The 15,005-nt window shown below is 52.5% G+C and carries 17 protein-coding genes; 2 read left to right on the top strand and 15 right to left on the bottom strand.

The features are described 5' to 3' along the window. Positions 1 to 25: 25 nt before the first annotated feature. The 8 genes from AC0YOA_RS17325 to AC0YOA_RS17290 form a co-directional block, all read right to left on the bottom strand. Complete coding sequence (locus AC0YOA_RS17325) at positions 26 to 616, bottom strand: TerD family protein (RefSeq protein WP_475769770.1); 591 nt, start codon at positions 614 to 616, stop codon at positions 26 to 28. A 137-nt stretch (positions 617 to 753) separates the two neighbouring features. Further along, positions 754 to 1,200 (bottom strand): tellurite resistance TerB family protein, encoded by a 447-nt coding sequence (locus AC0YOA_RS17320; RefSeq protein WP_210042984.1) that lies wholly within the window; start codon positions 1,198 to 1,200, stop codon positions 754 to 756. A gap of 308 nt (positions 1,201 to 1,508) precedes the next feature. Then, a complete protein-coding gene (locus AC0YOA_RS17315) occupies positions 1,509 to 1,697 on the bottom strand; it encodes a hypothetical protein (protein ID WP_210042986.1) in 189 nt (62 codons plus the stop codon). Between the two features lie 259 nt (positions 1,698 to 1,956). Beyond that, on the bottom strand, positions 1,957 to 2,172 hold the full coding sequence (locus AC0YOA_RS17310; RefSeq protein WP_475787641.1) for a hypothetical protein: 216 nt from the start codon (positions 2,170 to 2,172) through the stop codon (positions 1,957 to 1,959). A 300-nt stretch (positions 2,173 to 2,472) separates the two neighbouring features. After that, the gene (locus AC0YOA_RS17305) at positions 2,473 to 2,658 is read right to left on the bottom strand and encodes a hypothetical protein (RefSeq protein WP_475787640.1); all 186 of its coding nucleotides are present in this window, start codon (positions 2,656 to 2,658) and stop codon (positions 2,473 to 2,475) included. After that, a complete protein-coding gene (locus AC0YOA_RS17300; RefSeq protein ID WP_475787639.1) occupies positions 2,655 to 3,668 on the bottom strand; it encodes a TIR domain-containing protein in 1,014 nt (337 codons plus the stop codon). The genes AC0YOA_RS17305 and AC0YOA_RS17300 overlap by 4 nt, the downstream gene beginning before the upstream one ends. 15 nt (positions 3,669 to 3,683) lie before the next feature. Further along, complete coding sequence (locus AC0YOA_RS17295) at positions 3,684 to 4,136, bottom strand: GNAT family N-acetyltransferase (RefSeq protein ID WP_475787638.1); 453 nt, start codon at positions 4,134 to 4,136, stop codon at positions 3,684 to 3,686. 168 nt (positions 4,137 to 4,304) lie between these two features. Further along, positions 4,305 to 4,829 carry a YfiT family bacillithiol transferase gene (locus tag AC0YOA_RS17290; protein ID WP_475787637.1) on the bottom strand — a complete coding sequence of 175 codons (525 nt, stop codon included), beginning with the start codon at positions 4,827 to 4,829 and terminating at the stop codon, positions 4,305 to 4,307. Positions 4,830 to 5,016: 187 nt separating this feature from the next. On the opposite strand from AC0YOA_RS17290, the gene AC0YOA_RS17285 reads away from it, so the two are divergent. Beyond that, positions 5,017 to 5,835, top strand: coding sequence for a PPK2 family polyphosphate kinase (locus AC0YOA_RS17285; protein ID WP_475787636.1), 819 nt, complete (start codon positions 5,017 to 5,019; stop codon positions 5,833 to 5,835). 3 nt (positions 5,836 to 5,838) lie between these two features. On the opposite strand, the gene AC0YOA_RS17280 is transcribed toward AC0YOA_RS17285, so the two are convergent. From AC0YOA_RS17280 to AC0YOA_RS17265, 4 genes are all read right to left on the bottom strand, one after another. Next, on the bottom strand, positions 5,839 to 6,513 hold the full coding sequence (locus AC0YOA_RS17280) for a DUF421 domain-containing protein (RefSeq protein WP_475787635.1): 675 nt from the start codon (positions 6,511 to 6,513) through the stop codon (positions 5,839 to 5,841). Between the two features lie 254 nt (positions 6,514 to 6,767). Further along, the gene (locus AC0YOA_RS17275; RefSeq protein ID WP_475787634.1) at positions 6,768 to 8,174 is read right to left on the bottom strand and encodes a glycoside hydrolase family 26 protein; all 1,407 of its coding nucleotides are present in this window, start codon (positions 8,172 to 8,174) and stop codon (positions 6,768 to 6,770) included. After that, positions 8,171 to 9,988 carry a DUF5693 family protein gene (locus AC0YOA_RS17270; protein WP_475787633.1) on the bottom strand — a complete coding sequence of 606 codons (1,818 nt, stop codon included), beginning with the start codon at positions 9,986 to 9,988 and terminating at the stop codon, positions 8,171 to 8,173. The genes AC0YOA_RS17275 and AC0YOA_RS17270 overlap by 4 nt, the downstream gene beginning before the upstream one ends. Positions 9,989 to 10,056: 68 nt before the next feature. Further along, positions 10,057 to 10,920 (bottom strand): helix-turn-helix transcriptional regulator, encoded by an 864-nt coding sequence (locus AC0YOA_RS17265; protein ID WP_475787632.1) that lies wholly within the window; start codon positions 10,918 to 10,920, stop codon positions 10,057 to 10,059. Between the two features lie 128 nt (positions 10,921 to 11,048). Between AC0YOA_RS17265 and AC0YOA_RS17260 the strand changes: the two genes are divergently transcribed. Then, positions 11,049 to 11,879: a phytanoyl-CoA dioxygenase family protein gene (locus AC0YOA_RS17260; protein WP_210043020.1), complete on the top strand. Its 831-nt coding sequence runs from the start codon at positions 11,049 to 11,051 to the stop codon at positions 11,877 to 11,879. Between the two features lie 457 nt (positions 11,880 to 12,336). On the opposite strand, the gene AC0YOA_RS17255 is transcribed toward AC0YOA_RS17260, so the two are convergent. From AC0YOA_RS17255 to AC0YOA_RS17245, 3 genes are read right to left on the bottom strand one after another with little or no spacing between them, the layout of a single operon-like run. Continuing rightward, positions 12,337 to 13,191, bottom strand: coding sequence for a sugar phosphate isomerase/epimerase family protein (locus tag AC0YOA_RS17255; RefSeq protein ID WP_475787631.1), 855 nt, complete (start codon positions 13,189 to 13,191; stop codon positions 12,337 to 12,339). Between the two features lie 11 nt (positions 13,192 to 13,202). Beyond that, positions 13,203 to 14,111: an effector binding domain-containing protein gene (locus AC0YOA_RS17250; RefSeq protein ID WP_475787630.1), complete on the bottom strand. Its 909-nt coding sequence runs from the start codon at positions 14,109 to 14,111 to the stop codon at positions 13,203 to 13,205. 24 nt (positions 14,112 to 14,135) lie between these two features. Next, positions 14,136 to 14,957: a VanW family protein gene (locus AC0YOA_RS17245; protein ID WP_475787629.1), complete on the bottom strand. Its 822-nt coding sequence runs from the start codon at positions 14,955 to 14,957 to the stop codon at positions 14,136 to 14,138. Positions 14,958 to 15,005: the final 48 nt, after the last annotated feature.

Here is a 15,005-nt window from a genome sequence, read left to right as displayed (position 1 = left end):
ATTTTAAGTATAAGGGTCGAGCAATTTACTTGTAGCGTGCAGCCAAGTCGTTGATATGAGGGGAGTGGGTACCTTCGCCGATAGCGGCAAATTTCCATTCCGTTCCGTGACGGTAAAGCTCACCGCAGACCAAAGCCGTTAAGCCGGCATAGTTGTCGGAAAGATTGAACTTGGTCAGTTCGTTGCTGCCGGATCCGTCCAGAATGCGGATATAAGCGGATTGAATCATGCCGAAGTCCTGCTTGCGGTTCACGCAATCGTAAATATTGACGACAACGAGCACCTTATGCACATCTGCGGGGACCTTGGCCAGGTCGATGAAAATCTGTTCGTCATCGCCGTCGCCTTCACCGGTAATGTTGTCACCCGAATGAACCACGGAGCCGCAAGGACTTTTCTTATTATGAAAACAGATAACCTGATTATCGTCCGCAAGTTTGCCCTCGCTGTTCAAGAGAATGGCCGATGCATCGCAGTCGACATTCTTCTTGGCGCCTCCGAAGAATCCTTTGGATTTCACCGGATCCCAGCCCAGTCCCACAACAACCTTCGCCAGGCCGGAATTCCCTTTGGTCAAGTCAATCTTTTGGCCTTTAACCAAACTTATGGAAGCCATTTGCTTACGTCACCTCCTTCCCAAATTTGTGATGAAGTCTATCAGATAATGTAGAAAAATGAAGATACTAGACTGTACGCATCACATGGATAAAGAGTTTCATTAGATTAATTAATATATTTGAAGGGTTTAATGATTTACAGGCTGAATTCACTTGGGCTGAGGCCCAGAACGTTGCAGATATCGCGCACTACCGCCTGCTCCTGGAGGTCAAAATCGCCGTCAGCCGCCCCGATTGCGCTGCATACGCCAACAATGACGCGTCCAACCTCTGGCTTGCTTTTGAATTTGGCGATTGCCTTCAATGCTTCCTGCTTGCCGATCTCTGCGGAAAATTCAAAATTATTGACATAGAAATTGAAACGGTCAATGACATCAGCCATATTGAAAACCTTCAATTCCTGGCTGAGATTGATATACCCCGCCATTTTGTTCTTTTCCTCCACATCTACTTTGCCATCCGCATAGGCTACAACGGCGCAGCCAGCCGCGACCGCATCCATAAAATCCTTATTTTTGAATTTTTTCACCTGATCGCCCAGGTTTTTTTTGGAATTGTTCAGCCAATTTTTAAAATTACTCATACTTCTCCTCCTTAGTTCTCTTCCAAAGTTGAAACACCGTTTATATTAACCATCTTAATAGTACCGCAAATGACAGGAGATTTCACATCATTAGACAAGAATTTATATTCATTTAATGTTTGAGCAGGTGTAAATTCGCAATAAATGTCGGATCCTGGTACTTATCCATCTTTTTATTACCCTGTCCGGGCTGCCTTGCACCTCATTTTTTGCTATTTTGATATATTTTGATACTTCCAGAACTTGCACGATAAACACAAAAAAGCCTTGACCCGAAAAATATGGGCAAGGCAGATAGTTGACCTATTTTAGCTAACTGAAGACCGAAGCCTTCCCATCTCATGATCGACCACCATAGTCAGCTCGTCCTCGTATCCGCCCATGATCCGATACTTGCGGATATAATCCTTTACAAATTTTCGTGAATCCTTGGGTTGAAAAATCCTCGTCAGTTCCTGTAGGCTTTCTTTGACTTCATTGTGGCTGCGTTTAGCCATGAAATCCCCTCCCTATCATCGGTTGGTGGTCCTAACACTTCATGTACGAGAGCGCACACGGTTCAACGGAATACCCGTGCGGCTGGCACCCCATCTGTATCGAACGATCCGGCTGATTTGAGGCGAGCACATAGACTGAAAAAGATTGATTTATCAGTTAATTATAACAGTTCTGAATTCGTATGGAAAGCGAACAGTATATACAATTTCTGTTAAGAATTTTTAATCTGCATGAGGCATTTCTTTAATTTATTCTTGTTTAAGGCGTATTGTGCTCATCCTTTAAGGGGGCTTGACCCGACTCGGGCCGGGCGGTTGAATCATTTACAGTCTCAATCGTCTGCTGGGACTGCTCCGGCGGAGGAGAGGACGTCCAGGCGATTTTTTTGTACATACGCAGATAGGCAACCACGCCGATAACGGCGATAATTACACCAAACGCAATAACACTTATGGTTACCCATTCTTTAACCACTTTCCGCCCTCCCTAATCTTAAAATAGTGAAATCAATATCTAGGCTAAGTATAGGGGATAGAGAGAACGCTTTCAATCCAATGGTCAACTTGCTACAAAATTGTAACATTGTAATATTTGCCATACCTGCTAATCTTATTCCAAACCTGCGGCGAATAGAACCGGGTCAATAAAAAAATATCCCTCCGGAAAACCGGAGGGAGCATTGTCGGCGAAAGAGTAAAATTCTTCAGGTAAACCTGAAGGAGCGATTGTCTTGTCAATAAAACCCTTCATGCGAACTGGAAGGAGCCTTATTGGTTATAGAAAGGAAGGTTTCATGTAGACGGCTTTTCTGGAAAAAACGACGATGCCTTCCTTATCGCCATCCGTAGTCGGAACAGAGCCGACAGCCTGCTTCTCCCGCCTGAGCGGCGCATTGGATCCATGGACGGTATAAACAGGTATGCCTTTCGCGCCATGCTTGCGGTCGAATGATCTGTTCATGCCCAATCCCCTCCGAATAAATGATGTATGATTCCCATAAGTCCCTGATTCTGTTGAAACAACCGTTCAAAATCATCGGGACTAACCGGTGAATGCCCCGTGATGTGAATGCTGATGACATGCGAACTGCTAATAGGATAGCACAGCAAATATTCGTTTACAACATCCTGACCGATCTGGATGAACTCAATTTTGCTGTTCAGGTAGGCATCCACCACGAGCTTGCGCGGTTCTCCTGCTCCCAGCTTATTATTGGCCTGAATGGAGTATATGCGCTCTTTACCTACATTACCCGCAATTTGCCGGATTTCATCAGAGCTTGCTTCCCAGAGGGCGGCGCCTTTTACTTTATAGTGGATGCAGCTTGCTTCGTAGGCATTGCGGACGGCATCGATAAGCTCGTTCTCATGCCTGTCCCTTTCCAGAATTCCCTTGTTGAAATCCCGGTAGAAATGAACGACGGAGCGAAGAAGAGCTAACTCCAGATGAGCTGATTCCAATTCTTTATCCGGTGTCAGGAAGAACCCAAGCTCATGAATGCGGCCTATCAGGAACGAACATGCCTGGTTGACTGCTGCGATGCGGTTGGCGTCCGTCCGGTGAGCCTCGTATTTCAGCACCGTCAGGCCTTCCAGATCGCTTGCCAGATGATACTGATCCACTTCCTGGCCGTCCCTGCCGGTTTGAACCTGATCCGGAATCATGAAGAACACGCGCCCCCGCCGGAGCTTGCCCCAGAACAACCCCATTTCGAACATCGTATTGTCCCGTGCAATAAAATAGGTTTTCCCCCGCATTCGGATGACGTCATCGGGGGATAATACAAATACGGCAAAATCATTGGATTCCAGCTGTCTCTCGAGCGCTTCCATAGGGTAGTCATTCCCCCGAAACACGCCGGCATGCCACGGGGTGACTTCTGCGCTGAATGATAATTGATCGTGAATGGCATTCACATAAGCCATCGCTTCCCGTGAGGAACCGATAAAAACTTTGGGTTTAATTGTCACCGCAATACTCCTTTTCTATAACAGCAGCTGATGCGTAACAGTCTCTTTTCCGGGGGCGGGCACAAAACCAAGAGCCTGGTAAAACAGGTCCGCGGCCGGATTTTCCGTCCGCAGAGCCAGCACCGAAACATAGGGGCGGGCATGCTCCATTATCGCCTCCATCAGCAGCTTGCCGGCCCCGAGTCTTCTTGCTCTTTGCAGGACATAAACCCGACGCACGCGGCCGACCCGGCTTGAGCCTCCCTGCTCTGCCGCAAGCAGATTCAAGCCGCCGACTCCGATAACGCTTCCATTATGAAGAGCTGCAAATAGGGCTTCGCCCTCCCGGTCGAAACGGTTGCTTCCGTCCGCGTAATCCTGCAGCAGCCGGCTCACATGCCGGAACCCTTCCTTCATACTCTCCTGAAGCATAGAAGACAAATCATATTCGTTCAAATCCTTCACTTCACGCACCACTATGCTTGTCAAATGCTCACCTTGCTCTCTTGTGACAGGTTAGTCACTCTCCATGTTAACAGATACAGGGTCTGTTTGGTTTGCTCCGTTCCTATCTGCTCCAGCTTGTTCATGATCTTTTGCTGCTGTCGTCATCTACCTCCGTTTGTCGATTAAATTGAGTTCCGGTACATTCCTTGCTTACCAGCCCTTCTGCTGACGCAGCGAGGTAATATGCGCGATATGGTGACGGTTGTGCCAGGCAAAGAAAGACAGTGCTTCATCCAATGACCACAGACCGTTCTCAGGATGATTGTATTGGCGCGCATAGCTTCCGGCAGGCGTCGACTTCAGCAGCATCACCCAGCGGCGGTGCAGCCGGTCGTGCAGCGTCAGAGACAGCTCAATCGGCACGCTCTTCGCATCCGGCAGCTCCGCCCAGCTCTGTTCGTCAAACGTCTTCACCATGGGCTGGTCTTCAGTAAGCAGCAGCTTGGTGCGGATATAGCCGTTCATACCCGCATCCGCCAAATGATGGACCACCTGTCTTACTGTCCAGCCATCTGGCCGATAGGGAGTATCCAGCTGCTGCTCCGTCAGTCCCGATACGGCCTGTCCCAGTAAAGCCGGCGCTTGTGCCAGCACGCCGATCAGGCTTGCCCGCCGCACTTCATCCAGCGCGTCCTCACGCTTGAACGCTCCGATCGGAAATCGCAATTGTTCCATTTGGGGCACCACCCTCTCGATTCAATTATTTGCCATCATTATAATCCATAATTATTTAAAACTGAACTATAATAAGAGGAGAGCCCATATTTAGACAGGCTGTTCCTCTTTAGAATCGTGATTCAACCGTTCCCATTGAGGTAAATGCATTCCATACCTGTTTGTAAGCAAAGGAGCGTTTCATACCATGCTGAATCACTATCGGTTAAACAAGCGGGAGACGGTCAGGCTGAGCAGCTTCGATCCCGAAGACACCGCGTCGATCGGCAGTAAAGATGATATCAGGGAAGAATTCGAGCGTCTGAAGGAAGAGCTTCAGGACGAGCAGGAAAAGCTGTTCGCAAGCAAAACAAACGGCGTGCTGGTATTATTCCAGGGCATGGACTGCAGCGGGAAAGACGGGGTTATCAAGAAGGTGCTGGCGAACCTGAATCCCCAGGGATTTCGGGCGGAAAGCTTCAAGAAGCCGACTACCGACGAGGCGGCGCATGATTTTCTCTGGCGCACACACAAGGTTACTCCGGCCAAAGGCTACCTGACTTCATTTAACCGTTCGTACTATGAGGATGTGCTGATTACCCGCGTCCACGGATTGATTGACGAGAGAGAGGTCAAGTCCAGACTGAAGCATATCCGCCACTTCGAGAAGCTTCTGCAGGGCAGCGGAATTGCCGTAATCAAAATTTTTCTGCATATTTCCCGTGATTTTCAGTTGAACAAGATTAAAGACCGGCTGGAAAATCCCGAAAAGCTGTGGAAGTTCGATCCGACCGATCTGGAAGAACGCCGGTATTGGAATGACTACCAGCAGGCTTACGAGGATGCCTTCGCCGCAACCGGCACGAAGGACTGTCCCTGGCATATCGTGCCCGCCAACAACCGCTGGTTCCGCGACTATCTGGTGCTGAAAATTATCGTCAAAGCGGTGCACGACCTGAAGCTGTCTTATCCCAAGGTCGATCTCGACGCTTCCAGCCTGTTCAATCTCGAAGAACCGCAGAACTGATCTTTATCTTCGCTGTACGTACAAGCCGCTGTCCTCCGACCATTCCGCATAGATGACGTCCGCAAGTCTGGTTATGCCTTGGGCCTGCAGCTCCCCAAGCAGCCAGGCTTCGTCGCGGCCGATCGCATGAAGCTCATCCTTCTCGACAAAGCCCTTATCAATGAGGATGCGGCTCAGATATACAGGTTCCACAGGAAGCTTAAGATCCTTGCGTGTGATATTCTCCGCAGCAGACGATTTGAGCACGCTCAAATTGCCGTTGGTTTCGAAGATCGCATAGGCCACATCCCGCAGGCTGAATACCTCCTGCTCCCGCAGCAGCATTCCGACCTGGTGCATATCCAGATTATTGCGCTTCATGGCCTTCTCGTCAATTTTTCCATCCCGTATAATAATATCCGGTCTGCCGCTCAAAGTTGTGGCCAGCTGCGGGAAGATCTCCGCGACTTTTTCCAGCGCTAGCGATAATACCATCCATAGGGCAAGTGCGAACAGCAGCTCCCCATAGCGGACTTCCCTGTCATAAATGGTGTTCCCGACAAGCTCGCTCAACATCAGGGACGAGATAAAGTCAAAAGGCGTCAGCTGTGAAATTTCCTTCTTCCCCAGCAGCTTGGTCATGATCCATAATCCAACAAATGCAGTGACCAATTTGACCGCAATATACGTATAATCCATAGCGCTTCCCCATTTCAGAATATCCCGTTTATGCATCCTATACCCGTTAGGGGAACGGGGTGAACCGGAACACGGCTTGAGATCATTTCCCACCTTAATAAGAAACGGCGGAAGACGACCATTGACGGTAAAACCAGTGCCTCTCTCAGAAACATCGAGTAAGGAAAACTTATTTTATACGTTCTGGAATTTCAAAAAAACAGACAGAGCCTTGAACCAGTGCGTTCATTCCCTGTCTGCTGTCTTTTATTTGGTTATGGCGCGCTGCCGGAGTCCCCTGACGCTTCTTTCACGGTCACATCCAGGCCGCTGACTCCAATCTTGTACCCGAGAGGCTCAAGCGTCTGCTTCAGCGGGAGCATCACCATGGAGCGGTAGCGGGGAAGATAATTCATATAATGATAGCCTGCCCAGATCCGTTTCTTGCCGGAGCGGACCTGTACGGACTGCTCTCCTTTGCTGACCTTGACCGCGGCGCCATCCTGCTCAAGACGAAGACCAAGCGTGCGCGTAAAGTACGTCTGGTCGGCATATACCTCATCGCCTTTACTGTAAATAAGCCCTCTGTAAGTGAAAAGCTGCTCTGTCTTCGTCCCCTGAATGCTATGCGGTTCAACCTTGCTTAAATAATTCGGACCTGTGATCGTCCCGCTGTATGCGGAAAGCACATCCTTCTCCGTCGTCACCGAATAATCGTTAATCCGCCGATCGGCGTTGTATTCGGCTGTATTGTTGACATCGAAGTAGAAGACCGCCTTTACGCGGGGGTACTTGTCCGGCAGTTCGCGGTAGAAGCGGCTGATCTTACCCGCAGCGAACGCGAGGTCAGTCTTCTCGTCGGTAACCGAATAATGCGTCGCCCCGTATTCCGAGACCATTATCGGCTTGGTGCGGCTGAAGCGGTTATAGACGAAATTGAGGAGATCGAGCGGATCCTCAAAGTCAGAAGAATGAAGCCGGCTGTCGTTATGGTATTTAACGCTATAAATATTAACTCCGACCCAATCGACATAGTCGTCTCCCGGGTAGAAGCTCTCTATCGTTTCCTCGGGGACCGACAGGACGGCCCAGACCATGACAATGTTGGGCGCCCTTTCCTTGAATATACCCTGCACCAGCTTCCACTTCTCCATATATTTCTGCGGATCACCGCTGTAGGCCGTCCACGTCCCGTTCATCTCCGAGGCGAACCGCATGAATATGGGCACGCCGGCCTTGCCGGCTTCATCGGCAAAGCCCTGCAAATAGGCATCATCGAGCACCTCATCAAGCCCGTCATTGGGCTCGAATGCAATATGCGGCACAGCGCCGATGGATTTCACCTGCTCCACCCATTTGGCCGGGAACGGCTGGCCGTATCCGACATATTTGAAAAAGCTCGCGTGGGGGCGGCCTGTCCGTTCGTTAAACGTCTTCATGCTGAATTCGATGGCGGGGTTCTGCAGCACATAGCCGCCCAGATAAATACCTTCGACCGGCTCTGCCTTGGCAAGCGGGTAATCGCTCAGGCTGGTGCGGATTGTCCAGTCCTTCTTATCTACAACCCGGTATTGGTTATAGCCTACATATCCGAACATCGCCAGCTGCATCAGCATGACAAGCCCGCACAGAATCCACAGCCAAACCGGCCGTTTACGGCGCTTTGTATCTGTTACAATCACAGTTTGTTTCCCTCCAACGCAGCTTTCTTGGATCTATGTTGTTGCGCACTCCTGCTGAACATTGCAATGTAGACTACAAGTCCGAGTATTCCTCCGATCAATGCCCCTGTCCATGAACGGGTCAGGGAAACCGCAAGCGGGGAATGAATATGCGTGAAGGTATTCATCATGGAGCAGAGGCCGATCGCCGCCACCGGAAGGACAATTGCGCCCCTGTTCCGATAGGCGAGCAGGCATGCGGCAGCCATGAGCAGCGGATGGCCGATCAGCCATTCCTTCGTCCGCGGACGGATGCCGAACCAGTCTGTCAGCTGCTGGCGCAGCTCCGCTTCAAAGGGAAGCACCAGATCGCTGTTGCCGGTGCGGGCAAGCAGGAAGACCAGCAGCACCGCGGCGGCAAGCACGGCGGCTCCGCCAAGCCATAATCTGCGTGGCTTCAAGGAGCCGCCACCCTTCAGAGCTGTGGAAGTACGTTTGGGCCATATGCCACGCCAGCCGCCATCGACCAGCAGACAGGCCGATATAAGCGCAATCGGTCCGATATACAGCAGTTTGACGCCGCGGAACAGATCGACATACGCCAGATAGGAGATATCGCTTAGAAGCGCAGTTACGTAGACGATGCCGGCCAGTGTGATGGCCAAAGCACCGATATATGACGCAATCGCCGAAACGATCGGACTTTGCGGCCGCTCTCCCCGCTGCCGATCTGCAGCCGAAGCGTGATGGAAGCTTCGCAATCTTCCGCGAAGCCACAATACCGCAGCCGATGGCGCCGATACGGCGCCCCACAAGGCGATGACGCTCTCTATCCGGCCATCCCAAGGCGCAGGCGCGAATAACCATGCCGCCAATAGAAGCAAAGTCGCCGCGGCCACGACGAACACGACAGCTCTCTGCAGTGTCCGCGTTAAAGCGCCGAACAGGCAGCTGCCCAAAAGCAGGAACAGGGCTCCTATTCCGATAACCGGAATGGCTCGCGGCAGCTTGCCGGGAGCTTCCATATGACCGGTAATCGGCTTTGCCCCGCCAAAAGCAAATTCGGGACCGAGCTCTGCCCGCAGCGTCTCTATGATGCTTTGAACATGGTCCTGATAAGTACCGGAGGCTTCTCCCCCATTATCTTGCAGACTGCCTGGCGATTCAGGCATATATGTAATAAGGCGGATTCCCCGTTCACGGACGCCAAGCTCAAAAGCGTCGGCAGCTTCTCTGACCGGCATTGACGCAAGCTTCGGCATGTCGAAGAACAAACTGCGGATTGACAGATAACCGCTTTGCCGCGAGAGCTCAAGCGCCCCTCTCTGGCTTTTCACCAGAACGGAATGGAGCCCGTTGTCCACAATGCTCCCGGCAAGCGGCCCCAGCTTGTCCGGGTAGCCCGGAATCTCCATTCCCGCGAACTGGACGCGGTCAATTCCGACATCCGCGAGCTCGCGGAACAGCTCCTTTATTCGCGCCTCATCCTCAGGAACAGCCACCGCACGGACATAAGCGGTAACCTGCAGGCCCTCCTGACGCAGCGCAGCTGCCGCAGCGCGATACGACTCAGGCAGCTGTCTATCCGGGCTTGCCTGTTTCCCCGGCAGCAAAGCTGTATCCAGCATAACGGTCGTTGCTCCCGCCTGTTTCCAGCGCTTCGCCTTCGGCCCGTCCGCTTGTCCCTCAGCTCCCAGAACCCAGGCTCCGGGGACGGCTATCTCCAGCCGGCGGTCGTTATGCTCAGCCTTCCAGCGCTCCGCAAGCAGCGGCAGAGAGCCCAGCACGGTAACAGCCAGCAGGGCAAATATTATTACTTTTACAATCTTTGACAAAATAACACCTCAAATTCGCAAAATTATTCCTTATTATACCATAATTAAACAGGCCGCTCACGGCTGATTCAGCTCTTATCCGGCTCGCGGGATACAGTATGCTTCTCAGACAGCACACCCTTGTAGCGGAAATGCTGCGGGGAGACACCGTGGATATGCTTGAAGAGCTTCGAGAAATAAAAAAGCTCCGAATATCCGACGGCTTCCGCTATTTGCGTGATGGTCATCGAGGTTTCGGCCAGCAGCACCGTCGCCCGCTCCATACGGATCCTGGTGATAGTCTCCTTCAGCGAAATTCCCGTATACTGCTTGAACAGCCTGCTTAAATAACGGGGGGAGCATTCGAAGACATCGCCTATTTGCCCGGGTGTCAGCCGCTCGCGCATATGCTGGCGCATGTAATCGGTCACCTTCTGTATCCGCTGACGGTTCATTCGGGAGACAGGCGTTTCCTGCTCCTGCAGCTCCGTCTCGCGTATAAGACGGATCATGATCAGCCTGAGCAGCAGGTCAAACTCTTCTTCCTTCCATTTGCTCTCCCAGCGATCCACCTCCAGCACCCGCAGCAGATACATTTCCAGCCACTGCGGGTCCTCCAGACACAAATAGCGAGGCAGCCCGGATTGTCCGGGCGCAAGCCCTCCTTCCGGTTCAAACTGAAAGTGAACATAAATGACCGTCAACCGGTCATCCGGCTCGTGGCGGGCCTGGATGACGTCCCCCGGATAGAGGAGCACAAAGGTGCCCCGGCTGACGGGATAAGCCGTTCCGTTGATCTGGATCATTCCCTGCCCTTCCATCACGTACCAAATGTCATAATCCTCCATGGGGGCAGGAGGGTCCCAACGCCACTCCGGTTCGCATACCGCTTTGCCGCAAGCGCCCGCATTGTTGAAATGCCAGCTTCCTATATCCTCCATACCAGGCTCCATCACTTTTCCCCCATTTCTTGCCCTTATGCCGTTTCCTACAAAAATAAAGCCTTTTCCGCCATTTGGATCCGCCCCCTGATCGGTTAAATTGGAGATAGAAACCAACCACGAAACGGGAGTTGAAGCAGATGAGAAAAGTTGCCGTCAATCCGCAGGAAATCAATGAACGGCTGTATCCGATCAAGACTGTACACACTCCGCTGGCCTCAGGAGCTGAATTCACCGGAGAGCATATCAGACAGTTCTACGAGCAGGGCTTCCTGGCCATTGAGAACATGCTGTCGGATGCGGAAATTCAATCCGCTGTGCAGGCAATCTCGGATATTATCGGCGATCCCGACACGGGTGCGCAAGTGGAATTCGTCAAACCGCGGAGCGAGCTTGCACCCGGAGAGGAGATGGAGCTTGCCGTCCGCAAGGTCCACAACTTTGTCGATGTGGAGCCGCGGCTGCGCGTCCTGGCCGGGCATTCAGGTATTCTTGCCATCATTGAGCAGCTGCTGGGAGAAGCATCGAAGCTGGCCCAGGATATGGCTCTGCTCAAGCCTCCGCACGGCGGCGGCGAGAAGCCCTGGCACCAGGACATGGCTTACGGTCCGCTGGCCTTCGACAAGCCGGTGATCGGCGTGTGGATTGCCTTGGACGAGGCGGGAATTGATAACGGCTGCATGCATGTGATCCCCCGCTCCCATATGATCGGCGCGACGCCTCATTACGCCGTCCGCGACTGGCAGATCTGCGATACCAATGTCCCTGTGGACCGGGATGCTGCCGTACCTCTGAAGCCAGGCGGCATTCTGTTCTTCCACGGTCTGACCTATCACGGAACGCCGTACAACTTCTCGGACAAACGCCGCCGCGCGCTTCAGTTCCATTATGCCCCGGAATCGGCGGTCAAGCTGAGACCGCAGGAGTATAAACGGATTTTCACCAATGAAATGACCAAAGCGGAGTGCTGAAGCGACCCAAGCAGGGAAAATCAGCCGCGTGACAGGCGAACTGCTGCACAAGCAGCAGGAAGAAACGGTTGAGATCGTCCCCTGGCGGCTCCCAAAAAAAAGCTATTCTCTCTGAAATATCGGAAAGAACAGGATAAAATTTATACTTTGCCGGTATTTTTAGAAGAAACGGCTGTCCCGTCCTTTTGGCGTCAGAGGGGGTTTCTTCCCTTAGAAATATAAGCAAAGTATGGAGGAGTTTATACGTGCTCATATTTCAAGAAGAAACGGTTGTCCCGTCCTTTTGGCGGCAGAGGGAGTTTCTTCCCTTAGAAATATAAGCAAAGTATGGGGGAGTTTATACTTGCTTATATTTTTAAAAAAAGGGTTTATGGACGCTGCAGATTATTGTCTGCCGGCAGCCATAAACCCTTTTCATGTTCCTCCACAGCTTCAAGCTCCCGCAGACTGGCGGACTCTATTGCTCCGTTCCGTAGAAGAGGATGCCTTCCTCCCTGCCGACGGCAGTCAAATGATCCCGCGCCTGCGCGTACTCCTCAACGGTGTGGAGATGCTCGAGCAGCAGCGGGATTTCGCCCGGCAGCTTGTTCAGCTCGCGCAGATATGTTCCGTAATCCAGGTTCCCCGTTCCCGGCAGCGTCTCATCAAGGTGCAAAGACAGCTTGTTGCCCAGCTTGATGTCTTTGGCATGACAGCTCACGATATAAGGGCTCAGCAGCTTGAAGCAGCGTTTGATCAATTCTCCGTTATTGAAATATTGACGCGGCGTCAGAATGATATTGACGGGGTCCAGATGCGCGGCAAACTGCGGCCGGTCCACAGCCTTGATCAGATCGAGGCAGGCCTCCGGACTATCCGGCAGCACCCACTGCATAAATTCCAGCGCAAACCTGGCTCTCTTCGGCTTCACCGTATCGATCACGCCGCGGACGGTATCAACCGCCAGCTCGAAGCCTTCCGGCGACAGATTGAACGGGTGCGGGTCATACTGCGTATTCGCAGCGGCGGAGCCGATATATGTAATGCAGCACAGCGCGCCGACCTCTTCCGCCAAATTCAAGCGCTCATAAGCAAAATTAAGGTTGCGCCTCCTCCGGGCCTCCTCCGAGTCTACGAGATTGGACCAGCAGCCGACCTCCGCGATCAGGACGTCCTCCCCGGCGAAGGCATCCCGTATGCTGCGGATGCCTGCCGAATCGCTCCCCTCAACCTCCGGACAAATCGCGGCGCGATAGCCGAATTCACGATAAGCCCTGGCCAGCTGCTGCGGATCTCCGTCAGCTCCAGGTATGGATCCTCCAAGTCGAATCATGGTTTCCCCCCTTAATCTACGGTAATCGTATCATGCAAATGAACGATCACTGCCCCCCTGCCGGCAGCTTCATACTGCTCCAGATGCCAGGCATGTAGGACGCGCTCATAGCCCTTGTCCGCAATCCACTTATGCAGCTGCTCATAGGTTTGAAATATTTGACTGATTTGTCCCCGGTGATCCGTAACCGCATACGATTGCGGCGGCACTTTCATTGCTTCCATTCCTTCTGGAACAGACAAAATATCCTCCACCTCCGTGCAGGCCCAGTAGCCTTCCTCCCGCTCTGTTTCGCTGCTGACATAAAACGCGCCGTACAGCTTCTCCGGCTCCACTCTGCCGGCAATCTCCTCCCGCCGTGCCCGCAGCCGTTCAAAGGCCGGCGGAATTTGCTCCGCGTATCCCGTGGCATCTGCGGCCGCCACACGAATACCGATCAGCTTCAGCTCCGGCAGCACCACCACCTTCACATCCCGCTCCTTCAACGGAAAATAGACCTCTGTCCTGCCCGAGAGCTGCAGTGCCTCCCTCATTATTTCAAAACGCGGCTTTTCAGTATCCAGATGATAGCGTGCAAGATTCTCCGGTTTGCCGAAAAAATCCCAAAATGCCGCGGCCTGGCCGGCTTCAAAACTGAACGATACATACTCATCCCCCATGAGGGTATAGCCCATCATTCCATCAGGAACATCCGCGATGCTCGTCACAGGCACGGCTGCGAGCAGCCCCCCGGGGATAATGACCAGATACTGGTCTTCCCCGGTTCGGTTTGCAATCTCGGCCGCCCTCGCACTCAATTCCCCGCGCAGCTCCGGCTCCTTCTTCAGCCCGTCCCGACTCAGCAGACCGACCAGATGGATCTTCTCAATCACAACCGTACTAACCTGCATGGATGGTTCGGTTTCGCTTTGCCTCGTCACTTCCGGAATCCCCCTTAAACGTAATTATTCATGTTCGCTTCTGTTAGATTGCTCCAAAAGCGGCGAATACATCATGAGTGCATGATTTTCCGTAATATATTCATCGCCATGCGGCTCCCCATCGAGCCGGCAAACCCGCCGGTGAAGCACATTATGTCTGACGTAGCTGCCCCAGAATTCCTGTGTAATCCGGTGATCCTTCTCGTATACCTCATAGGTGTACACCTGCTGCGCCGTCCCGCGCCATTCGCCCTTTAATTGATGGTCTCTAACCTCAACCTTAAGCTGATACGAAGATTCCGTCGGATTATGAATCATCAGATCCAGATAATTATAAGCGCAGGTTGCGCCGCTTCCGAACGGCTGCGTCCGGTTGGAATCCGGGAACACATCGTAGCTGTGGCGGTGACGTTCAATGACGGACAGCGGTGTATGCAGCGTCATCCAGTAGATCAGATTGGAGAGCTGGCATAAGCCGCCGCCGATGCCCGGTTTGAAACCGCCGTAGAACAGCACCATTCCCGGCTTATAGCCCTTGCGCTTGCTGGGGCTGCCAATCAGCCGCCAGTAAGACATCGTCTCGCCGGGACGGAGAATCAGCCCGTTCAGCCGCTTTGCAGCCAATTGCAAATTCGTTTCCTTGTTATGCTGCAGCCACATGTCGACATCCCTCAGCTCCCGCAGGGTTGGCGTTTCGTGCCGAAAAATGCTGTGCGCCAAATCCATCTCCGAAAATGTCCTGGCGAACGCTGTGCGGTCCAGCACCCACTGCAGATACCTTTTCCACATAAAATAGGTTCGTCCTGCCGCCAGTCTCATTCTTGATCGCGGTACGGGTCTCTTCATGATTTCACCGCCTCCTTCGGATGAGCTACTTACTACTAACCTCATGGA

The sequence above is a fragment of the Paenibacillus sp. JT22N12 genome, from assembly GCF_056269365.1.
Note: the sequence above shows the minus strand (reverse complement) of the source record. Positions and strands in the feature narration are given on the sequence as shown.